Origin of the sequence: Glycomyces sp. MUSA5-2 (genome assembly GCF_037034145.1) — a bacterium.
In the GTDB taxonomy this organism is placed as follows: domain Bacteria; phylum Actinomycetota; class Actinomycetes; order Mycobacteriales; family Micromonosporaceae; genus Glycomyces; species Glycomyces artemisiae.
In genome coordinates this window covers 214,142-235,022 of sequence record NZ_JBAGKG010000002.1, presented here as the reverse complement: position 1 = coordinate 235,022, position 20,881 = coordinate 214,142, and the positions used below count along the sequence as shown (strand labels likewise).

At 73.5% G+C, this 20,881-nt stretch carries 18 protein-coding genes; 12 read left to right on the top strand and 6 right to left on the bottom strand.

Annotation, left to right across the window (positions count from 1 at the left end; genetic code table 11):
- Positions 1-27: 27 nt before the first annotated feature.
- The 3 genes from recG to WA640_RS06790 form a co-directional block, all read right to left on the bottom strand.
- Positions 28-2,211 carry an ATP-dependent DNA helicase RecG gene (gene recG, locus WA640_RS06800; protein ID WP_335986799.1) on the bottom strand — a complete coding sequence of 728 codons (2,184 nt, stop codon included), beginning with the start codon at positions 2,209-2,211 and terminating at the stop codon, positions 28-30.
- Positions 2,208-3,851 carry a DAK2 domain-containing protein gene (locus WA640_RS06795; RefSeq protein WP_335986798.1) on the bottom strand — a complete coding sequence of 548 codons (1,644 nt, stop codon included), beginning with the start codon at positions 3,849-3,851 and terminating at the stop codon, positions 2,208-2,210. Before WA640_RS06795 ends, recG begins: the two co-directional genes overlap by 4 nt.
- Positions 3,852-3,925: 74 nt before the next feature.
- Positions 3,926-5,167, bottom strand: a complete 1,242-nt coding sequence (locus WA640_RS06790) for a hypothetical protein (RefSeq protein WP_335986797.1) — start codon at positions 5,165-5,167, stop codon at positions 3,926-3,928.
- A 273-nt stretch (positions 5,168-5,440) separates the two neighbouring features.
- Here WA640_RS06790 and rpmB point away from each other — a divergent pair, with 273 nt between their 5' ends.
- Positions 5,441-5,632: a 50S ribosomal protein L28 gene (gene rpmB / locus WA640_RS06785; protein ID WP_030157716.1), complete on the top strand. Its 192-nt coding sequence runs from the start codon at positions 5,441-5,443 to the stop codon at positions 5,630-5,632.
- 172 nt (positions 5,633-5,804) lie between these two features.
- On the opposite strand, the gene WA640_RS06780 is transcribed toward rpmB, so the two are convergent.
- Positions 5,805-6,755, bottom strand: coding sequence for a thiamine-phosphate kinase (locus WA640_RS06780; protein WP_335986796.1), 951 nt, complete (start codon positions 6,753-6,755; stop codon positions 5,805-5,807).
- A gap of 141 nt (positions 6,756-6,896) precedes the next feature.
- Between WA640_RS06780 and WA640_RS06775 the strand changes: the two genes are divergently transcribed.
- The 3 genes from WA640_RS06775 to WA640_RS06765 are packed head-to-tail and all read left to right on the top strand — an operon-like array spanning position 6,897 to position 8,268.
- Positions 6,897-7,130, top strand: a complete 234-nt coding sequence (locus WA640_RS06775) for an Lrp/AsnC ligand binding domain-containing protein (protein ID WP_335986795.1) — start codon at positions 6,897-6,899, stop codon at positions 7,128-7,130.
- 11 nt (positions 7,131-7,141) lie between these two features.
- Positions 7,142-7,684, top strand: a complete 543-nt coding sequence (locus WA640_RS06770; RefSeq protein WP_335986794.1) for a DUF3515 family protein — start codon at positions 7,142-7,144, stop codon at positions 7,682-7,684.
- A complete protein-coding gene (locus WA640_RS06765; protein WP_335986792.1) occupies positions 7,675-8,268 on the top strand; it encodes a DNA-3-methyladenine glycosylase in 594 nt (197 codons plus the stop codon). Before WA640_RS06770 ends, WA640_RS06765 begins: the two co-directional genes overlap by 10 nt.
- Before the next feature lie 142 nt (positions 8,269-8,410).
- Here the strand turns inward: WA640_RS06765 and WA640_RS06760 are convergent, their stop codons facing one another.
- A complete protein-coding gene (locus tag WA640_RS06760) occupies positions 8,411-10,315 on the bottom strand; it encodes a glycosyl hydrolase (RefSeq protein ID WP_335986791.1) in 1,905 nt (634 codons plus the stop codon).
- A gap of 193 nt (positions 10,316-10,508) precedes the next feature.
- On the opposite strand from WA640_RS06760, the gene WA640_RS06755 reads away from it, so the two are divergent.
- From WA640_RS06755 to WA640_RS06730, 6 genes are read left to right on the top strand one after another with little or no spacing between them, the layout of a single operon-like run.
- Entirely contained in the window at positions 10,509-12,164 is a 1,656-nt protein-coding gene (locus WA640_RS06755; RefSeq protein ID WP_335986789.1) for a Wzz/FepE/Etk N-terminal domain-containing protein, read from the top strand.
- Entirely contained in the window at positions 12,161-13,543 is a 1,383-nt protein-coding gene (locus WA640_RS06750) for a hypothetical protein (RefSeq protein WP_335986788.1), read from the top strand. Before WA640_RS06755 ends, WA640_RS06750 begins: the two co-directional genes overlap by 4 nt.
- Entirely contained in the window at positions 13,540-14,784 is a 1,245-nt protein-coding gene (locus WA640_RS06745) for a hypothetical protein (protein WP_335986787.1), read from the top strand. Before WA640_RS06750 ends, WA640_RS06745 begins: the two co-directional genes overlap by 4 nt.
- Positions 14,785-14,800: 16 nt before the next feature.
- Positions 14,801-15,685 carry a sulfotransferase family protein gene (locus tag WA640_RS06740; RefSeq protein WP_335986786.1) on the top strand — a complete coding sequence of 295 codons (885 nt, stop codon included), beginning with the start codon at positions 14,801-14,803 and terminating at the stop codon, positions 15,683-15,685.
- Positions 15,652-17,139, top strand: a complete 1,488-nt coding sequence (locus WA640_RS06735) for an MATE family efflux transporter (protein ID WP_106364932.1) — start codon at positions 15,652-15,654, stop codon at positions 17,137-17,139. Before WA640_RS06740 ends, WA640_RS06735 begins: the two co-directional genes overlap by 34 nt.
- 17 nt (positions 17,140-17,156) lie before the next feature.
- Positions 17,157-17,888: a class I SAM-dependent methyltransferase gene (locus WA640_RS06730; RefSeq protein WP_335986785.1), complete on the top strand. Its 732-nt coding sequence runs from the start codon at positions 17,157-17,159 to the stop codon at positions 17,886-17,888.
- A gap of 20 nt (positions 17,889-17,908) precedes the next feature.
- Here WA640_RS06730 and WA640_RS06725 read toward each other — a convergent pair whose 3' ends face one another.
- Positions 17,909-18,730 (bottom strand): WecB/TagA/CpsF family glycosyltransferase, encoded by an 822-nt coding sequence (locus WA640_RS06725; protein ID WP_335986783.1) that lies wholly within the window; start codon positions 18,728-18,730, stop codon positions 17,909-17,911.
- Between the two features lie 123 nt (positions 18,731-18,853).
- Here WA640_RS06725 and WA640_RS06720 point away from each other — a divergent pair, with 123 nt between their 5' ends.
- Together WA640_RS06720 and WA640_RS06715 are read left to right on the top strand one after the other, a co-directional pair.
- A complete protein-coding gene (locus WA640_RS06720; protein ID WP_245889007.1) occupies positions 18,854-19,873 on the top strand; it encodes a sulfotransferase in 1,020 nt (339 codons plus the stop codon).
- Positions 19,866-20,771, top strand: coding sequence for a glycosyltransferase family 2 protein (locus tag WA640_RS06715; RefSeq protein ID WP_106364935.1), 906 nt, complete (start codon positions 19,866-19,868; stop codon positions 20,769-20,771). Before WA640_RS06720 ends, WA640_RS06715 begins: the two co-directional genes overlap by 8 nt.
- Positions 20,772-20,881 lie beyond the last annotated feature (110 nt).

Sequence of the window (20,881 nt, the reverse complement as noted above, 5' to 3'; positions counted from 1 at the left end):
ATCCGAGTCTAGTCCGCCTCCGCGCCGTCAGCCCTTCTCCAGGAACTCGCCCCTGTCGGCGGCGAGATCGTCGACGAGCGCGGCGAACTCGGGGAAGCGCTTGAGCTCCGGGTCGGCGTCGATGAGCGCGGCCGCCTCGGCGCGCGACGCGGCGATGATGTCGGCGTCCTTGAGCAGCGACAGGAGCTTCACATGGGACTTCATGCCGGACTGGGCCGCGCCGAGCACGTCGCCTTCGCGGCGCTGCTCCAGGTCGAGTTCGGCCAGCGCGAAGCCGTCGGTGGTGGACGCGACGGCGTCGAGGCGCTCGCGCGAGGGCGTCCCTTCCATGGCCTCGGAGACGAGGAGGCACAGCCCGGGGTGGCTGCCGCGGCCGACGCGGCCGCGGAGCTGGTGGAGCTGGGAAATGCCGAAGCGCTCGGCGTCGAGGACGACCATGGCGGTGGCGTTGGGGACGTTGACGCCGACCTCGATGACGGTGGTGGCGACGAGGACGTCGAGGTCCCCGGCGGCGTAGGCGCGCATGACGCGGTCCTTCTCGTCGGCGTCGAGGCGGCCGTGGAGGAGGCCCAGGCGCAGGCCGTGGAGCTGGTTGCCGCGCAGCTCCTCGATGACGTCGGTGACGGCGAGCGGCGGGCGCTTGTCGCCGATGTTCGGATCATCGGTGTCGTCGCCTCCGACGCGCGGGCAGACGACGTAGGCCTGGCGTCCGGCGGCGACCTCTTCGCGGATGCGCGTCCAGGTGCGCTGCATCCAGCGGCCGTCGCCGTACGGCACGACGTGCGTGGCGATGGGGCTGCGGCCCGCGGGGAGCTCGGTGAGGCGGCTGGTCTCCAGGTCGCCGTAGACGGTCATGGCGACGGTGCGCGGGATCGGCGTGGCGGTCATGACTAGCGTGTGCGGAGGCTTGTTCGCCTTGGCGCGCAAGGCGTCGCGCTGCTCGACGCCGAAGCGGTGCTGCTCGTCGACGACGACGAGGCCGAGGTTCGCGAACTCGACGCCCTCGTAGAGGAGCGCGTGGGTGCCGATGACGATCCCCGCGGCGCCGGTCTTGACGGCGTCGAGGACGGGGCGGCGCTGGGCGGCCGTGGCCGAGCCGGTGAGGAGCACGACCTGGGTGGCCTCGGGGGGCGCGCCGAGCTGGCCGCCGTTGGCGAGGTCGCCGAGCATCTCGGCGATGGACCGGTGGTGCTGGGCGGCGAGGACTTCGGTGGGGGCGAGGAGCGCGGCCTGGCCGCCGTGGGCGACGACCTGGAGCATCGCGCGCAGGGCGACGAGGGTCTTGCCGGAGCCGACGTCGCCTTGGAGGAGCCGGTGCATGGGGTGCTCGCGGGCGAGTTCGGCGGCGATCTCGGCGCCGACCTGGCGCTGCCCGGCGGTGAGGTCGAACGGGAGGCGCGCGTCGAAGGCGTCGAGGATCGCGCCGCCTTCGGGGTAGGGGTCGGCGGCCTCGCCCGCGGACTCGGCTTTGCGGCGCACGAGGACGGTCTGCATGACCAGGGCCTCTTGCCATTTGAGGCGCTTCTTGGCGGCGCCGAGGTACTCGTGGGACTCGGGGCGGTGGATCTGGTGGAGCGCGGTGCCGTAGTCGAGGAGCCCGAGGCGGTCGCGCAGGGGCGCGGGGAGCGGGTCGGGCGGGCTGGGGACGAGGCCGAGGACGGTGTGGACGGCCTTGGCGATGTTCCAGGTCGGCAGTTCGGCGGTGGCCGGGTAGACGGGGATGAGCGTCCCGGCGAATTCTTCGATGGCGCTGGCCGGGTCGTCGGCGTCTTCGGCGAGGAGCTGGTACTGCGGGGAGTTGAGCTGGAGGCGGCCGCGGAACTGGGCCACCTTGCCCGCGAAGAGGCCCCAGCGTCCGGCGACGAGTTCCTTCGCGCGCCAGCCCTGGTTGAAGAACGTGAGGGTCAGGGAGCGCCCCGCTTCGTCGGCGACGATCACTTCGAGGAGCTCGCCGCGCCCGCCCCTGCCGCGGCCTTTGCCGGAGCGGGGCGTGAAGGTCTTCTTGACGGCGGCGCGGACCTGCGCGGCGACGGTGACGTCGTCGCCGATGCCGAGCGAGGCGAGGTCGGTGCGCTCGCCGCGCTGCGCGTAGCGGAACGGGTAGTGGCCGAGGAGGTCCCCGGCGGTCTCCAGCCCCAGTCCGTCGGCGAGGGCGTCGGCGGTCTTCTTGCCCAGGACCTCGCGCAGCCGGGTCTCCAGCCCTACGGTCATTCGGCTCCGATCAGCAGCAGCGGTTCGTCTTCTGCGGCGGGCAACTGCTGGATCTCCACGGTCGGCCACGCCTCGCGCACATGATGACTCAAGGCTGTGACAGTTTCCGGGTCCGACCCGGCGCCGGGCAGGACCGTGAGGAGTTCGGCCCCTTCGGCGCACAGCCGGTCGGCGAGGTCGCGGGCCGCTTCGGCGGCCCCTGAGAAGACCGCCGCAGCCGTGCCGTGGACGACGGCGGCGAACCCGTCGGGGACCGTGCGGACCTCGCCGGTGCGGCACGCCTTGATCGCCTCGCCCATGGCCGTGACGTCGTCGTCGAACGGCCGCTCGGGGTCGTGGATGGCGACGGCGGCGACGGCCTGCACGCGGGTGACGGCGAACAGCGCGGCGACCCGGCGTCCGCCGTCGCCGCGGGCGGCCTCGACGGCGCGGTGCGCGGTCCGCGCGGCCGCATCGGTGTCGGTGATCACGACGACGCTGTCGGCGCCGTCGGCGAGGGCGGCGGCGAGCTCGGCGCCCGCGCGGGCTTCGGTGGCGGTGCGGCAGCCTTCGGCCGCAAGGAAACCGCGCAGGCCCGCGGACTCGGTGACGACGAGGAGGGCCCGCGTGGGCGCCTCGGGTTCGGGGTCCGGGCGACGCGCCGGCGCGGCGTGCATGCGGGCGTTCGCGTGGACCGCGGCGGTGCCTTCGAAGACGGTGTCGTCGAAGCGGGTCACGGAGATCCGGTGGACGCGGCCGCGCTCGATCCCGGCCTCGATGGCCGCGCCGATGTCGTTGACGTGCACGTGGACGTTGAACGTGGTGACGTCCCGGGCCGCGCGGGAGCCGATGATGACGACGGAGTCGCCGAGGTCGGTGAGCCGGTGGCGCAGCTCGGCGGCGGCGCCCGCGTCCGCTTCGAGGAGGTACTGGACCTCGTAGCCGTAGACCTCCGAGCCGGTCTCGCGCGGGACCTGCTCGGTCTCCTCGACCGCGCGCACGCGGTGGCGCTCCAGGAGGTCCAGGGCCCCGGTCGGGCGGGAGCCGGTGAGGGTCTCCACGAGCGCTTCGAGGAGCAGGGCGAGCGCGAGGCCCCCGGCGTCGACGACCCCGGCGCGGGCCAGCGCCGGGAGCTGCCCGGGGGTGGCGGCGACCGCTGCGGCGGCGGCCTCGGCGGCGGCGCGGGACGCGGAGACGAGCCCGAACGGCGCGGCCTTCGCGGCGGCGGTCGCGGCGGACTCGGCGACGGTGAGGATCGTCCCGGCCTGCGGCACGGCGACGGCCCCGGTGGCGGCGTCGGTCGCGGCCCTGAGTCCGGCTGCGAAGCCCTTCGCGTCGATCGCGTCGGCGTTCCACGCGTCGGCGAGGCCGCGGAGCATCTGCGCGAGGATCACCCCGGAGTTCCCGCGCGCCGAGAGCAGGGCCCGCCCGGCGGCCTCGTCGAGGAGCGCTTCGAGACCGAGCCCGGGGGTGCCGCCCTGGAAGGCGGCCTGGAGGGTCGCGACCATGTTCGTCGCCGTGTCCGAGTCGGCGACGGGGTACACGTTCAGCTCGTCGACCCCGCGCCGGTGGCGGGTGAGCGTGTCGATGCCGCGCGCGGCCCACTCGCGCATGAGGTCCGCGTCGAGGGCCTGGCGTCCGGTCTCAGGGATTTCCACCACGGGCCATGAGGATACGCCTCCGGGGGAGGCCGCGGTACCGGTCGGTGCCGCCGCCTCCCCCGGAGGGCGCTGGATCAGGGGCCGAAGCTGATGCTGGTGCGGGCCGCTTCCAGGGCCTCGACCTGCTCGGGCGTGGCCGAGCCGACGAAGCCGACGTACGAGCTGCCGTTCTGGACGATCGCGGTCATGACGGTGTTGCCGCCGACGGTGAACGTGTTGAAGTACGCGGCGCGGGCGTCCACGCGGTACTGGCTGCCGGAGGCGCCTTCGGCGGCGCCACCCGCCCAGGTGGCGGCGGCGGCCTGGAGGTTCGCGCCGAGCGTCTCCAGGTCCACGTCGTCGGCGACGCCGATCTTGGCGGGGTCGAACGTCCCGAAGTACACGGTCGGGCCGTCGGCGCCGAGCGTGGTCCCGGTGACGTCGGAGAACACGTCGGGCGGGCTGGTGGCCTCGGCGGCGCCCTCGGGGACGAGGATGCTCAGGCCGGAGCCGTCGTTCGCGAGGACCGTGGTCGCCGCGGGCGTCTCGGGCTCGGGGGCCGCCTCGGTGGTGGCCTCCTCGCTCGCGGTCGGCTCGCCGGACTCCGACGCCTCGCCGGTCGGCTCCTCCTCCTGGGAGGAGATGGTGCCGGTCGCCTGGTCGTCGGGGTCGTCGCTCGGGTTGAACAGGAAGAAGCCGCCCACGCCCAGGGCCGCCGCGATGACCACGACGCCGACGAGCAGGAGCCACATGGGGCCCTTGCCGCCCTTCTTCTTGCGCTGGATCGTGTCGGGCGCGCCCCACGGCTGCGCCCCGCCGCCGGAGACCGGGACGAGCTGGCCGCCCTGGGGGCCGAACTGGCCGCCGCCGAACGGCGGCTGCTGCCCGTAAGGAGGCTGCTGGCCGTACTGGCCCGCGGGGCCCGACACCGGCATGCCCGAGGCCGGGATCGACGAGACCGGCGGCATCCCCGAGACCGGCATGCCGGAGACCGGCATCCCGCCGCCGCCTCCGAACGGGTCGGCCGCGGGCATCTGCTGCGGGGACATCTGCGGCGGCATCTGCTGAGGCGACTGCGCCGGCTGGTCGAACGGCGAGATGGGGACGCCCGGGGGCGGGCCGAACGGCGGCTGCGAGGGCTGGCCGGGGCCGCCGACGTACTTGACCGTGCCGTCGGACTCGACCGGGCCCGGCTGCTGCTGGCTCATCCCCGACATCCGCTGGCTCTCGGGCGACCACGGCGGCGGTTCCTCCGGCGGCTGCTCGTTGGGGCGGTACACCGGGGGCTGTTGCGGGGACTGCCATCCGTCGGCAGGCTGCTGCGGGGTGTTGCTCATGTTCGACTCACCAAAGAAGCTATGGGCATCGGCACATCATCTGTATGCGGCCAGCCTACGGGATTAACGCCCATCCTAGAGTCACCGACGGTAGCGGACGGCGGCAGCCGCCACAGTACAGAGCAGTGGAACGGCGTCCTGGAAGGACGTGCGGCCGCGGCTGTGGCGCAGGTCCCCTGACCTGGATGGCAGGGGCCTTCCCGGGTCCGTTAGAATTGCCGGGTTGCCCGCCGTCAGGCGGGTCGAATGAACGTCAAGCAGGAGTTATGGATTATGTCGAGCGTGTGTGAAGTCTGTGCCAAGCGCCCGGGCTTCGGCAACAACGTCCCGTGGTCCCACAAGAAGACCCGTCGTCGTTGGAACCCGAACCTGCAGACCATCCGCATCGCGACTGGCTCCGGCGACAACAAGCGCCGCGCCAAGGTCTGCACCTCGTGCATCAAGGCCGGCAAGGTCACCCGCTAAGGGCTGACGCCGAGAAGACTTTCGCCGCCGGGGCTCGGCCCCGGCGGCGCTTTGTCGTTTCCGGGGATCACGTGATCCTCGCTACGCCCGGGTGGGAACCCGGGCGTTTTCGTCGCACCCGGGCGGGAGGTTGGGGCCTACCCACCCAAGGGCGGGTAGGCCCGGCCCTCGGTTACGCGGTCGCGAAGTGGTCCCAGCCCGTCGGGCCGGACCATTTGCGGCCGTCGACCGTGACGCCGCCGCCTTCGGCGGCCGAGCCGATGCGGCGCCAGCCTTCCGGGAGCAGCACGTCGGCGGGGAACGCCGCGGCGAGGGCGTGGTCCTCGCCGCCGGTGAGGAGCCAGCGGCGGGCGTCGGAGCCGAGGGCTTCGGCGGCGTTGCGCATCGGCTCGGGGATCGGCAGGGCCGCCGTGTCGACGTCGATCGCGACGCCCGAGGCCGACGCGATGTGACCGAGGTCGGCGAGGAGGCCGTCGGAGATGTCGATCATGGCGTTGACGCCCATGAGGGCGGCGTCGCGCGCGGCCGCGTACGGGGGCTGGGGCCGCCGGTAGGCGCCGACGAGCGCGCCCGGGGAGCGGAAGCCGCGGGAGAGGACGTTCAGGCCGCCCGCGGCCCAGCCGGTCTTCCCCGCCAGCGCGATCACGTCGCCGGGCCGGGCGCCCGCGCGCGTGACCGGGGCGCGGCCTTCGAGGTCGCCGAGGGCCGTGACGGTGATGGTGAGCTGGTCGCCGCGGGTGGTGTCGCCGCCGACGACGGCCGCGCCGACCGCGGCGGCCTCGTCGGCGAGGCCGGAGGCGAGTCCTTCGAGCCATTCGGCGGGCGTGTCCTGCGGCGCGCAGACCGCGGCGAGGAGCGCGGTGGGCCGGGCGCCCATGGCGGCGATGTCGGCGAGGTTCACGGCGGCGGCCTTGTGGCCGACGTCGGCCGCGGAGCACCAGTCGCGGCGGAAGTGGTTGCCCTCCACGAGCATGTCGGTGCAGGCGACGACCCGGGCGTCGGGCGCGGCGACCACGGCGGCGTCGTCGCCGGGGCCGAGGAGGACCGCGTCGGTGGTCCCGAAGTGGCGGGTGAAGCGCTCGATGAGGCGGAATTCGCCGACCTCGGCGACGGTCTCGCTCACGATCGCTCCATTCCTCGGTCGCTTGAAGGTCGGTGGATCACTCGGTAATCTTCGCTCAACGGCGAACGGGAAGCGGTCAGGCCCGCCCGTGTCGGGTCCAAGGCCACCGCGCTTCGCCAGTCACGGGGAGGTGCCCTCACGATGGTGCAGGCGTACATGCTCATCCAGACCGAGGTCGGCATGGCCGAGGCGGTCACCAAGGCCGTGTCCGGGATCGACGGCGTCGTCCGCGTCGACACCGTGACCGGCCCGTACGACGTGGTCGTGCTCACCGAGGCGTCCACCGGCGATCCGCTCGGGCACGCGGTGGTGAGTAGAGTCCAGCGGGTGGCGGGCATAACCCGCACGCTGACCTGTTCGATCCTCAAGCTCTGAGGGGGCGCCCGGTGGGCGAGTCGAGGCTTCCCGCGGTCATCGCGACCGTGGTGGCGGTGCCGGTGGCGGCCGTGGCTGGGGTGCTCATCTACAACGCGATGGCCCCTGTCGCCGAGGAGCACTCCGACCTGGTGCAGGCGGACCTGTCGCCGGTCACGGTCGCCGTGCCCGAGCTGACCGAGGACGACGCCGTGATCTGCCTGGCCCTGACGGCGACCGCGCCGGAGGCGGCCGGGGGCCTGGACGCGCGGCCCGTCGAGGGCGGCGCGGGCGCCGCGGAGTCGGTGCTCGCGTACGGCGACCCGGCGGTGGTGGCGACCTGCGGGGCCGCGCCCGTGGAGGTCGCGGACACCGACGCGGTCTACAAGCTCAACGGCGTCTGCTGGTACTCCGACGAGGCGGGCGTGGAGTGGACGACCCTGGACCGGCAGGTCCCGGTCGGCGTGAGCGTCCCCGCGGAGCACGAGCAGCCCGTCGACGTGCTGAACGACCTGTCGACGGTGATCGCCGAGAAGGTCCCGGCCGCCGAGGACGCGCCGACCGGGTGCGCGTGAGCCGCGCGCTCGACCGCGACTTCTTCGCCCGGGACTCGGTGGTCGTGGCCCCGGAGCTGCTGGGCTGCATCGTGACCGCGAACGGCGTCTCGGTGCGGCTGACGGAGGTCGAGGCGTACCGCGAGGACGACCCGGCCTCGCATTCCTTCCGCGGTCCGACGGCGCGGACGAAGGTGATGTTCGGGCCCGCGGGGTTCCTGTACGTGTACTTCACGTACGGCATGCACTTCTGCGCGAACCTGGTGTGCGGCGCCGACGGCGCCGGCGCGGCGGTGCTGCTGCGCGCCGGGGAGGTCGTCGACGGGGCGCCGGTCGCCCAGGGGCGGCGCGGCGAGAACGTCGCGGAGCGGGACCTCGCGCGCGGTCCCGCGCGGCTCGCGCAGGCGATGGGCTGGGGCCGCGACGACGACGGCCGCGACATGGTCGGCGCCGTCAGCCGCGGCGAGCCGGTCGCGTCGCTCGCCGGGCCGCGCACCGGGATCACGAAGGCCGCCGACACCGCTTGGCGCTTCTGGATCCCTGGCGACCGCTACGTGTCCCCGTACAAGCGCCACCCGAAAGCCCCTGCGGCCGAAGCGGACTGAGGGCTCACCCGCGCGGGCGGCGGGCCGAGGGCGGCCCCTCCCGGGGTGGGAGGGAAAGAACCCGCCCGCCCTGGGTGCCGGTCCAAGGGTCGCCCCCGGGTCCGACGAAAACGCGTGCTCCGCCGCGCAAGAGCGGCGAATCTCACTCCAGGCGCACGTCGAAGTACGGCGAGCGCATCAGGTCGCGGAAGGCCTCCAGGGCGCCGTCGTCGAGGTGGATCTCGGAGTTCCTGCCGCCGTTGGAGTCCGCGGGCGTCTCGAAGTAGACGATCGCCTTCAGGCGCGGGTAGTGCGCCATCTGGTACCGCGCGGCCTGGAAGACCGCGGCCTGGTGGTCGGGGTAGTCCTCCTCGTGGAACACGCCCCATTCGGCGAGCATCATCGGCTTGGCCGGATGCTCCTTCGCGACCCAGTGGTAGAACCCGGGCCACGCGGTGTCGCCCTTGGTCTGGTCGACGATCTCCCCGAAGTCGGAGCGCCCGTCGTCGTGGAGCGACTGGCCGTAGCCCGACAGGCCGATCCAGTCGACCACGTCGTCGCCCGGGTACAGCTGGTCGTGCCAGGGCTTCTCGACCCACTTGAGGTAGCCCATGTAGTTCATGACGGACACGAGGTTGTCGACGCCGTGCGCGCGCAGCCGCTCCACCACGTACCGGAACATCGCCGCGTAGTCGGAGGCCTCCATCCCCGAGCCCTCCCGCTGCACCACGTCGTTCTCGGGCTCGTGGTGGACGGTGAAGAAGAACGGCTTGTCGAAGTTCGCGGTGATGTGCTCGGCGAGCCGGTCCAGGTACGCGTCGGTCTCCGGGTCGCCCGCGGCGATTTCAGCCCAGTTCGCCATGCGCGGCTTCCAGTTGATGAACAGCGTCCGCGGATTGGCCGGGTCCTCGGTGAGCGCGATCTGCGCGGGCGTCGGGAACAGGCGGTCGTCGCCGCGCTCGTACGCGTGGTAGATCTGCTGCGTGTGCTGCACGCGCTCCTCGAACGCGAGCAGCTCGTCCTCCTTGACGCGGCTGGTGTGCGCCGCGGGCGCGACGCCGACGAGCGCGCCGCACGTCGGCACCAGCTTGTCCCCCGTCGAGCAGACGCTCAGCTGGTCCTCCGACTGGCCCGACTCCGGCAGCGGCTCGGTCGGGTCGGCGGCGGGCATGCCCGGGACGCCCGTGGGATCGGTCGTCGGGGCCGGTGATCCGGCCGGGTCCATCGGCGCGGTGGGGACCGTGCCGTCTGTTGGCCCGGGCGATGCGCTCGGCGTCTCGCTCGGCGGTCCGCTCGGCGATGCGGACGGCGACTGCGACGGCGCATCGGACGGCGCGTCGGAAGGCAGGAGCGGCGGGGCCGACGTGGCCGGGCCGGTCGGGGCCGGGGCCGTCGGCGGGAGCGGGCCGGTCGGCGTGTCCGGTTCGGAGACCGTGCGCAGGGCCGGGCCCGTGTTGTACTCGGCGCCTTCGAGTTCGAGGTAGGCCTTGCGGTCGGGACTGGTGATCGCGAAGCCGTAGCGGCCGGGCGCGTTGATCGCGCCGGTGACGTCGAAGACGATCTCGGTAGTGGAGGAGTTCACCTCGACGGCGTCCCAGACCGTGCCGTACGGCGGCGCGGTGGCGGCCGTCAGCGAGCACAGGCAGCTCACCGGGTGGACGGAGGCGACCTCGACGGTCATGCCCTCAGAGTCCGGCGGCACGGCGATCGGCAGGCGCAGCTCCGCGGTGTGCGACGGGCGGACCGTGGTCTCGTCCACGGCGAACTGGAGGTGCGCGACGGCGATGCCGAGGTCGTCGGAGTAGCCGACGGGCAGCACCGACGGCGCGTCGGGCGCGCGGCCCTCGACGCCCGTGGCGGTGAAGGACGCCGCGAGGGGCCGGTGGTCGACCGTGCCCTGCCCGCCATCCCAGGCCTCGCGGATCGGCTCGCCGAAGCGGCCGTCCCCCGAGCCCACGCCGTAGCCGACGACGAAACCCGCCAGGACCAGCGGAAGGACCGCGAGGACGGTCACGATGCCGCGGCCGGTCGCGAGCGGAAGCCGCTGCCGGGACTCGGAGCCGCCCATGGTCCACCTTCTTCCGTCCAATGTGATCCGGACTCAATATTGCGAATCACCATATTAGCGAACAAATTGGTTTCTACTCGTCTCCTCTCGCAAACACAACCCTCGTCGCGCGCGCCGCGCGCCGCGCCCGTCACCTCGGGCACGCGTCGCTCGTTACTCATTCGAGATCCCTAGAACCAGAAAGGGCTTCGCGTTGAGGACCCCTGCCGCCCGCACACTCGCCGACTACGGCGTCATCGTCCGCCGCTCCTGGTGGCTCGTCGCCGGGACCGCCGCCGCGGCGCTCGCCGCCGGCGTCGCCTACACCGAGCTGAGCCCGGAGGTGTACGAGTCCACGGCATCGGTCCTGGTCCTGCCGACCGCGAGCGATACGGCGGTCCAAGGGGCGCGCACCGCCGGACAGGTCAATCTGGACACCGAGGCGCAGCTCGTCAAGTCCACCGAGGTCGCCGACGCGGCCGCCGACGCGCTCGGCGCGGGCCCGGCCGACGACCTCGTCTCGCACGTGTCCGTGACCGTGCCGCCGAACACCGCGGTCCTGGAGATCAGCTTCCAGGCCGGGAGCCCGGAGGCCGCGCAGGAGGGCTCCGTCGCGTTCAGCGAGGCGTACCTCGCGCACCGGCTCGCCGGGGCCACCGCCTCGCTCGACCGCGAGACCGCCGCCGCGAACGTCGAGCTGGAGACCGTCAACGGCGAGATCGCCGCCGCGGAGGACCGGCTCGACGGCATGGACTCCGGCGACGGCGGGCGCTCCGGACTCGAATCGGACCTGGAGGACCTCCAGAGCCGCGCCGCGGAGCTGGAGACCGAGATCGCCGGGCTCCAGGCGCAGACCGAGGCCGTGGCGCCCGGGCGCGTCATCAACGCCGCGTCGCTGCCGCAGGCGCCGATCAGCCCGAACGCGATGTTCAACCTCGCCGCGGCCCTCGGGGCCGGGCTGCCTCTGGGCCTCATGCTCGCGTGGGCCCGGCACCGCCTGGCCCGCAAGGTGTCCTACCCGGCCGACCTCGTCGACCGGTGCGAACTCGACGTCGTCGCCTCCGTGCCGCCGGCCGTGAAGTTCCAGCGCCGCGAGGTCTTCGGGGCCTACAGCCCCGGCGGGCGCGTGTTCGCGCAGCTGCGCAACATCGTCGCCTCGCAGCTCACCCACGACCAGCGCGTCATCGTCGTCGCCGGGATCGCGCCCGGCCCGGCCGCGAGCGTCGTCGCCGCGAACCTCGCCACCGCGATGGCCCGCGCGGGCGACCGCGTCACGGCCGTGGCCGCGAACCCGAGCACCACCGTGGGCCTGCCCGAGCTGTTCGGCACCGACCCGGTCCCGGGCCTCGCCGACGCGTGGTCGGGCCGCATCGATCTGACCGAGGCCGTGCAGGCCGCGCCGCGGCAGCCGAGCCTGTCGGTCATCGGCCCCGGCGCCGCCGCCAGGGCCACCGGGCCCACGAGCGAAGCCGCCGCCGAGACGTTCGCGAAGCTCGCCGAGGCGGGCCGGTTCGTCGTCGTCGACGCGCCGCCGTTGTCGTGCTCCGCGGACGCGCAGCTCCTCGCCGGGCACGCCGACGCCGTGATCCTCGCCGTCCAGTCCCAGCGGGACGCCATCAGCGAGACCGCGGCCGCCGCGGTCGCCATGCGGCAGATCGACACGCCGCTGCTGGGTGCGGTTTTGCTCCCGGCCGTGCTCGGCCCGATGAACACCGTGCCGCTGCCGACCGCGCGCCGCGAACTCGGCGGTCGGCGCACGCCGACCGCCGACGAGACGCCGACCGACTCGCTCGAACCCGTCGAAGGGGACGCGTCGACCGAGGTGATCCCGGCCGTGCCGTCGGCGGCCCCGGCCGCCGAGCCCCGATGACGCTGCTCGCGGCCGTCCGCACGGCCGACCGCAGTGGAGCAGAGGAAGCACGGGGGCGCGAGGGCGCGTCGCTGACGTGGCTGCTCGCGGCCTACCCGCTGTGGTGGGCGCTGGGGCTCGGGGTGCTCGCGATTCCGTTCGTCGCCGCGGTCGCCGCCGTGAAGCTGGTGCGCCGCAGGTCGATCGCGGTGCCGCCCGCGTTCGGGTGGTGGCTGCTGTTCCTGCTCGCGGTAGTCCTCAGCCTCGCGAACCTCGGCGTGGACCCGCCCGGGGTCGTCCCCGAGACGTTCCTGTCGAGCCTGCCGGGCGCGACCTACCGGTTCGGGTTCTACTGCTGCTGCACGCTCATCGCGCTGTGGGCGTACAACCTCGTCGTCGAAGGGAAGCTCGGCCGCACGCACCTGATCCGGCTCCTCGCGTGGCTGTTCGCGGTCACCGTCGCGGGCGGGCTGCTCGGCACGTTCTTCGGCGGCTTCGAGTACACGTCCCCGGTGGAGGCGCTGCTGCCGCAGGCCGTCGCGAAGGACGGGTTCGTGCAGTCGCTGGTCCACCCGCAGGCCGCGCAGACGATGGACTTCCTCGGCTACGAGACGCCGCGCCCGGCCGCCCCGTGGGGCTACACGAACACGTGGGGCAACAACTTCGCAATCACCGCCGTCTGGTTCGTCGTCGCCGCGTTCTGCGCGCCCGTGAAGACGAAGTGGCGCGTCGCGGCCGTGGTGCTCCTGGCGGTCTCGCTGGTGCCCGCGGTCTACTCGATGAACCGCGGCCTGTGGCTGGGCCTCGCGGCGGTCGCGGTCTTCACCGCGCTGCGGCTCCTGGTGTCGGGCAGGCCCGGCGGGATGCTCGCGCTCGGCGGCGCCGGGTGCGCGGCCGTGCTCCTCGTCGTCCTCACTCCCCTGGGGACGGTGGTGCAGGCGCGCATGGACAACGGCCACTCCGACGAGGGCCGGGCGTTCTCCTCCGAGCGCGCCACCGAACTGGTCATGGCCCACTCGCCGGTCCTCGGGTTCGGGTCCACGCGCAAGACCCTCGGGTCCGGCGAGTCGATCGCCGTCGGCCCGACGCCCGAGTGCCCGCGCTGCGGCGGGCGGACCCTCGGCGGCAACGGCCAGCTGTGGCAGGTCATGTTCGCGCACGGCATCGCCGGCACGGTCGCATATCTCGGCTTCGCGCTCGCGGTCCTGTGGCGCTTCAGATCCGACCACTCCGCGGTCGGCATCGCCGGGAGCGCCGTCGTCGCGTTCTCGCTGCTGACGATGTTCTACTACAACGCCCTCGTGACGCCGCTCCTGCTCACCCTGCTCAGCTACGTCCTCCTCGCCGCCAACAGAACCACCGCGCCCGCTGCCCAGGGGCCAGAGACGGAGAACCGATGAGTCGAGCACTGAAGACCGCCGACGACCTGCGACGGCGGGCGACGTACCTCGCCGAGGTCGTCGATCAGCTGTACCCGGGAGGCACGGCCGCCGACGCGCCCGCGCGCCCGTACATCGTCGTGCCCGGACGGCGCAAGCCCCGCGTGCTCATCCCGGCCGCCGACCGGAAGGTCGCCGCCGCGGCCCTCGCCCGGTACGCGCGCCCGGCCGCGCGCGGCGCCCGACTTAAGCGCGACGCCGCGGTCCTGGCGCTGCGCCTGGGCCTGGACCGGATGCTCCTGCCGCACCGCGTCAAAGTGGGCGGCGCCGAGGGGATCGACGACCACCTCGCGGCGGTCCTCGGCCACGACGTGCACCTGAGCATCCACATCGGACCGGCGCGGGCGAACCGCAAGCCGGTGCTCCAGATCCTCGACGGGGACGCGAACACCGTCGCGTTCGCGAAGCTCGGCGTCAACGCGCTCACCAGGGAGCTCGTGGACGCCGAGACCGCCGCGACCAAGCGCCTCAGCGAGTTCTGCGACCTGAAGCTGGTGCAGGTGCCGCGGCTCCTGCACGCCGGGAACTGGAACGGCCACAACCTGATGGTCACCTCCGCGCTCCCGGCGTGGGAGGCGCCCGCCGACCTCGGGCCCGCGCGCCGCAGCGCCGCCATGCGCGAGCTCGCCGACGCGTGCGGCACCAGCCGGTTCCCGCTCGGCGAGTCCGACTACGCCGCGCGGCTGCGCCTGCGGCTCAAGGCCCTCACCGACCGCGGCGAGACCGACGCCGACACGCTCCAGACCGCCGGGGAGACGCTCCTGGACCGGTACGGGTCCACGACGATGACGTTCGGCGCCTGGCACGGCGACTGGGCCCCGTGGAACATGCGCGAGACGCCCGACCGGATCTGCCTGTGGGACCTGGAGCGGTTCGAGACCGGCGTCCCCTACGGCTTCGACGCGGCGCACTACCGGCTCCAGGACGACATCGTCACCAAGGCCACGGACCCGACCACGGCCGTCCTCGGGCTCGTCGCCGACGCGCCGCAGATCCTGGCCCCCATGGGGGTCGCGCCCGGCGAGGCCGAGCCGACGGCGCTGCTGTACCTCGTGGACCTCGCCGCCCGCTACATGGGCGACCAGGCCGAGCGCGCGGGCGCCGCGCTCGGGGCGCTGGGCCGCTGGCTCCTGCCGACCCTGCTGCGCCACATCGCCCGCCAGCGGACCGCGCAGGCCGGCTCCACCGACGGAACCTGTTGAGCGGCAAGGAAGCACCATGAGCCAGCGGACACTGCGCGAGCGCATCCCGACCCAGTTGAAGGCCGTCGTCGGCCACTCGTCGCGCACCTTCGGGCGCCTGACGGCCTCCTCGCGGATGCTGCCGGGCCTGCTCGTGTGCGGCGGCCAGCGCTGCGGCACCACGTCCCTGTACCGGGCCCTGGCCCAGCACCCGGCGATCCTGAAGCCGGTGCTCCACAAGGGCGTCCACTACTTCGACACGAACTACCGGCGCGGCCCGGCGTGGTACCGCGGGCACTTCCCGACGCAGGGCGCGGCGGCGCGGATCGCCGACCGGACCGGGCTCGCCCCGGTCGCGTTCGAGTCGAGCCCGTACTACCTGTACCACCCGCTCGCGGCCGAGCGCTTCGCGCGGGACCTGCCCGGCGTCAAGGTGATCGTGCTCGTGCGCGACCCGGTCGAGCGGGCCTGGTCGCACCACGCGCACGAGGTGGCGCGCGGGTTCGAGCCGATCGCGGACTTCGCGGAGGCCGTGGAGGCCGAGTCCGCGCGCCTCGACGGCGTCGAGGCGCGGCTCCGGGCCGACCCGTCGCTGTACAGCTTCGACCACCAGCACCACGCGTACACCGCGCGCGGCCAGTACACGGACTTCCTGGAGCCGCTCGCGGAGCACGTGGGCCGGGACCGGGTGCTCGTGCTCGACTCGGGCGAGTTCTTCACGCGGCCCGACGACGCGTTCGAGCGGGTCCTGCGGTTCCTGGGCCTGCCGTGGATCGGGGACTTCCAGTTCGTGCGCCACAACGCGCGGGGGCGGCCCTCGCCGATGTCCCCGGAGCTGCGCGAGCTCCTGACGGAGCATTACGGGCCGTACGACGAGCGGCTCGCGGAATGGCTTGGGGGCGTGCCGAGTTGGCGGCGCTGACCGCGCAAGGCGCTGCGCAGGAGGCCGCCGGGCGCGAGGAGCTGCGCGGCACCGCGCGCGGGGGCCTCGCGAACCTCGTGGGGGCCGCGGTCTCCGGGCTCGGGGGCCTGGCCGTCACATGGCTCGCGGCCGTGGCGCTGTCCCCCGCGGAGGCGGGCGCGTTCTTCGCGGCGACGTCGGTGTTCATGCTCGCGGGGGCGCTCGCGCGGCTGGGGACGCCGACCGGGCTCGTGTACTGGGTCGCGCGGCTGCACCGGAACGGGCGGGACGCGGCCGTCGGGTCGGTCCTGCGTCTGGGGCTGTGGCCCGCGGCCATCGCGTCGTTCGCGGCGGCGCTGGTGCTGCTCCTGACGGCCGAGTTGTTCGCGCGCCCGGACCTGGTGCGGCTCCTCGCGGTGTTCATCCCCGCGTCGGTGGCGATGGAGTCACTGCTCGCGGCGACCCGCGGGTACCGGCTCATGGGGCCGTCGGTGGTCATCGACAAGCTCGGTCGCACGGTCGCGCAGCTCGCGGGTCTCGGGGCGATCGCGTTGGCGGGCACGGCGACCGCGCAGTGGATCACGTTCGCGTGGGTGCTGCCGTACCTGCCGGCGGCGCTGGCGGCGGGCTGGTACCTGCTGCGGCGCCACCGGGCGGCGGCGGTGGACCCGGCGTTCCCCGACCGGGTGTCGGGGCGGGCGTTCTGGGGGTTCACGGCCCCGCGGGCGGCCGCGAGCGTCGCGCAGCTGGGGTTGCAGCGCCTCGACATCATCATGGTCGCGGCGCTCGCGGGCCTCGGCGCGGCGGCGGTGTACACGGTGGCGACGCGGTTCGTGATCGTCGGGCAGATGGCCTCGGGCGCGGTGGGCCAGTCGGTGCAGCCGCGCGCGGCGGCGGCGATGGCCGCCGGGGAGCCCGCGTCGGCGCGGGCCCTGTACCAGGAGTCGACGGCGTGGATCGTGGCCCTGACGTGGCCGGTGTACCTGGCGGTGGGGCTGCTCGCGGACTGGTACCTGCGGCTGTTCGGCGGGGAGTACGCGACGGGCGAGGCGCGGCTGGTGGTGTGGATCCTGGTGCCCGGGATGATGATCGGGGCGGCGTGCGGGGTGGTCGACTCGATGCTGTCGATGGCGGGGAAGACCTCGTGGCAGCTGATCGACGTCTCGATTTCACTCGTCGTCAATGTCGGATTGAACCTCGCGTTGATTCCCGCGATGGGGGTCGTCGGCGCGGCGATCGCGTGGTCGGCGGCCGTTCTGGTCAATAATTTGGTTCCACTCGCGCAGCTGTGGCGCGCTTTCGGGCTGCATCCGTTCGGGGCGCTGACGAGGCGGGCCCTGCTCGCGGCGGGCCTGCTGTTCGGGGCCCTGCCGCTGGCGGCGGCGCCGTTCGGGCCGCTGTGGACGCTCGCCGCCCTCGGGGCGGCGGGGGCCGCGTGGGCGGTGGCGCTCCTGCGCTACCGGGCAGGGATCTGAACGTCGAAGGGAACACCGTGGCAGCCAACTACACCGAGGTCTTCCAGGACCCGACCGCGGTCGAGAAGTACGCCGAGCGCACCTACGCGCCGGGGACGTTCTCGTCGATCGTGTCGAGCCGCCAGACCGGGTGGCTGCGCGGGTTCGTGCCGCACGCGTTCGCCATGCCGCCGGTGCACCACGACTTCGCGTGCGGCACGGGCCGGGTGGCGCGGATGCTCGCGGGCCTGGTGTCGGTCTCGCACGGGTACGACACGTCGGAGGCGATGCTCCAGAAGGGCCGCGAGCTGGGCACGCCCGGGCACGCGCACCTGGTGGCGCCGGGTCTGGCGGTGCCCGAGCCGGACGAGACGCGCCAGCGCCTGGTGACGGCGTTCCGGTTCGTGCTCAACGTGGACCTGCACCTGCGGGACCAGCTCATGGACTTCGCATCGGCGGCGCTGCCGGACGCGGACTCGGGGCTGCTGCTGGTGGAGAACCACGGGAACGCGTCGTCGCTGCGGCACCTGCGCAAGACGTTCGGGCGCCTGGACGCGCACACGTGGTTCCAGGAGCTGTCGCACGAGGAGATGCGGGAGCTGTTCGACCGGCACGGGTTCGACCTGGTCGGCATGCAGGGCTTCACGATGTTCACGCAGGGCTGCTACCGGGCGCCGTGGGCGTGGGCGTCGAAGGCCGCCGACGCGGCGCTGTGCTCGCCGATGTCGAAGTGGGCCACCGACGTCGTGTACATCGCCCGGCGGCGCTAGCACGGGCCTCTGGGGGCGATTCAGGGCCTTCTGCGGCGGTCCCGCGCGGCCTCGGCGAGGAGCCGGGCGGCTTCGGGGAGGTCGTCGCGCAGGTACCTGCGGGCGAGGCGGCGCGGCTCGGAGCACATGCGGAACAGCCATTCGGTGCCGGTGCGCTGCATCCACTTCGGGGCGCGGCGCCGGTACCCGGCGATGAAGTCGATGCTCGCGCCGCAGCCGAGGAACCAGGTCCGCGGCGCGGTGGCGCGCAGGCGGACGGAGACGAGTTCCTGCTTGGGGAAGCCGAGGCCGACGTAGACGAGGTCGGGTGCGGCGGCGGCGAGGCGCCCGGCGAGGTCGTTCCAGAGGGCGGCGTCGCGGTCGAAGCCCATGGGCGGGCACCAGGCGCCGACGATCTTCAGTCCCGGATAGCGGGTTTCGAGGACCCGGGCGGCGCGCTCGGTGGGGCGCGCGGCGTCGTCGGGGGTGCCGCCGAGGAGCGCGATGCGCAGGCCCCGCTCGGCGGCGGCTTCGGAGAGGCTCCAGACGAGGTCCGATCCGGCGACGCGCTCGGGCAGGGGCGTCCCGGCGACGCGGGAGGCCCACACGAGCGGGGCGCCGTCGGCGGTGACGAGGTCGGCGGCGCCGACGACCGCGCGCAGGGCGCGGGAGCGGCGCGCGGCCGCGAGGATGTCGACGTTCGGGGTGACGATGTGCCCGCCGCGGCCCGCCTCGATCGCGTCGAGCACGCGGGCGACCGCCGCGGCCCCGGTGACCGGGTCGATGCCGATGCCGCCCATGCGGATCCGTGTCGAAGTCCTGCCGTCGGCGCCGTCGGCGCGCGCAGGGCCCAAGCGCTCCATGACATCAGACGCTAAGGCCCCGCGCGCGGTTTTCCGGGATTTTTCGCCGCAGGGCGTGTCCCCGACCCCACCTCGGCTCGTTATAGGAGTCGACAGGGGGCAACGAGGGTGAGCGAGGGTTCAGTGAGCTGGAGAACGGCCGAGCAGTCCGAGCAGTCCGAGAACCGCGTGAAAGTGGTCTTCATCGGCGGCCTGGGCCGCAGCGGCACCACGCTCCTGGAGCGGCTGCTGGGACAGCTCCCGGGGGTCGTCCCGCTCGGGGAGATCACCCACCTGTGGGAGCGGGACCTGGTCGGGAACGAGATGTGCGCGTGCGGCGCAACGTTCTCGCACTGCGAGTTCTGGCAGAGGATCGGGCAGCGGGCGTTCGGGTCCTGGGAGGACGTGGACGTCGAGCGGCTCAACGCGCTGAAGGCCACGGTGGACCGGACCAGGCACATCCCGGCGCTCGCGTCGAAGAAGCTCGCCCCGGCGCAGCACCAGCTCGTCGCGGAGTACGCCGAGTACTTCGAGAAGATCTACTCGGCCGCCGCGAAGGACACGCGCGCGCAGGTCGTCGTCGACTCCTCCAAGCACGCGTCGCTGGCGTACTGCCTGCGGTGGTCGCCGAAGATCGACCTGCGGGTGATGCACGTCGTGCGCGACTCGCGGGGCGTCGCGTACTCGTGGACGAAGCAGGTGCGCCGGCCCGAGTCCCCCACCGGGGACCAGATGACCCGCTACTCCCCCGCGAAGGCCGCGATGCTGTGGAACGCGCAGAACGCCGCGTTCAGCCTGCTCGCGCGCCGCGGGGTGCCGGTGCGGCGGGTCAGGTACGAGCGGATCATCCAGCGGCCCAGGCGCGTCATCGCCTCGCTCGCGCGGTTCTGCGGGCTCGACCTGGTCGAGTCGGACCTGAACTTCATCGGCGACGGCTGGGCGGATCTCGGCCCGAGCCACTCGGCGGCCGGGAACCCGATGCGGTTCACCGTGGGCCGCATCCCGATCCGGCCCGACGAGGCGTGGACCGAGGACCTGCCCGACGGGACGCGGCGGATGGTGTCGACGCTGACGCGCCCGCTCCTGGGCCGGTACGGTTACCTCGCCGAAGACGAGGCACCCTTGGAGGAACCCGCCCTTGAAGAGGTGAGCGCACGTGACTGACTGGCCCTCAGTCGGAGTCGTGATCCCGACGCACGACCGCCCGCAGCAGGTGCGCGCGGCCCTGCGCTCGGTCCTGACCCAGTTCTACCCCGGCGACCTGGAAGTGGTCGTGGTCTTCGACCGCGCCAAACCCACCGGCGACCTCGCCGACGACGGCGACCGGCCGGTCCGGGAGGTCAAGAACGAGCGCACCCCGGGCCTCGCGGGCGCCCGCAACACCGGGATCACCGCGCTGGACACCGAGCTCGTGGCGTTCCTCGACGACGACGACGAATGGCTCCCCGGGAAGCTCGCCGCGCAGGTGGCGGCCCTGGGCACCGAGGCGGAGCTGTGCACCACCGCGATCGAGGTCGACTACCGCGGCAGGCGGAACGCGCGGCTCGCGCAGCAGTCGACGGTGCGGCACGCGGACCTGCTCAGGTCCCGCATGATGATGCTCCACTCCTCGACGTTCCTGTTCCGCCGCTCGGCGCTCCTGGGCGGTCTCGGGCTCGTCGCCGAGGACGCGCCCGGCAGCCAGAACGAGGACTGGGACATGCTCCTGCGGGCGTCCCGGCGCCGGCCGATCGCGCACGTGGACACGCCGTACGCGCTCGTCAACTGGGCCGGGTCGCACTTCGAGACCCGCTGGGACACCAAGATCTCGTCGCTGCGGTGGATCCTCGACCGGCACCCGGAGATCCACGGCAGCCCCGAGGGCGCCGCCCGCGTCTACGGGCAGATCGCCTGCTGGCACGCGGCCATCGGCGACCGCAAGGAGGCGCTGCGGTGGGCGCTGCGCGCCACGAAGGCGAACCCGGGCGAGCCGCGGGCCGCGGTCGCGGCGGCGGCAGCGGCGGGCATCGTCGGCGTCCCCGCGGTCATGGCGGCGCTCCACCGGCGGGGCCGCGGGATCTAGCCGTTCACCGGTTGTCCGCCCTTTATTCACCGCTTATCGGAGTCTTAACCTCCGCGCGCCTACGGTTTCCCCAGTGCCGCTGAAGAAAGCGGAATTGCCGTCCACTGAGG

Bases quoted from the DNA above. Each gene is read 5' to 3' on its own strand.
- WA640_RS06725 (WP_335986783.1), bottom strand. From the start codon at position 18,730: ATGGAGCGCTTGGGCCCTGCGCGCGCCGACGGCGCCGACGGCAGGACT.
- WA640_RS06775 (WP_335986795.1), top strand. From the start codon at position 6,897: ATGGTGCAGGCGTACATGCTCATCCAGACCGAGGTCGGCATGGCCGAG.
- WA640_RS06735 (WP_106364932.1), top strand. From the start codon at position 15,652: ATGGCTTGGGGGCGTGCCGAGTTGGCGGCGCTGACCGCGCAAGGCGCT.
- WA640_RS06790 (WP_335986797.1), bottom strand. From the start codon at position 5,167: ATGAGCAACACCCCGCAGCAGCCTGCCGACGGATGGCAGTCCCCGCAA.
- WA640_RS06750 (WP_335986788.1), top strand. From the start codon at position 12,161: ATGACGCTGCTCGCGGCCGTCCGCACGGCCGACCGCAGTGGAGCAGAG.
- WA640_RS06760 (WP_335986791.1), bottom strand. From the start codon at position 10,315: ATGGGCGGCTCCGAGTCCCGGCAGCGGCTTCCGCTCGCGACCGGCCGC.
- WA640_RS06740 (WP_335986786.1), top strand. From the start codon at position 14,801: ATGAGCCAGCGGACACTGCGCGAGCGCATCCCGACCCAGTTGAAGGCC.
- recG (WP_335986799.1), bottom strand. From the start codon at position 2,211: ATGACCGTAGGGCTGGAGACCCGGCTGCGCGAGGTCCTGGGCAAGAAG.
- WA640_RS06745 (WP_335986787.1), top strand. From the start codon at position 13,540: ATGAGTCGAGCACTGAAGACCGCCGACGACCTGCGACGGCGGGCGACG.
- rpmB (WP_030157716.1), top strand. From the start codon at position 5,441: ATGTCGAGCGTGTGTGAAGTCTGTGCCAAGCGCCCGGGCTTCGGCAAC.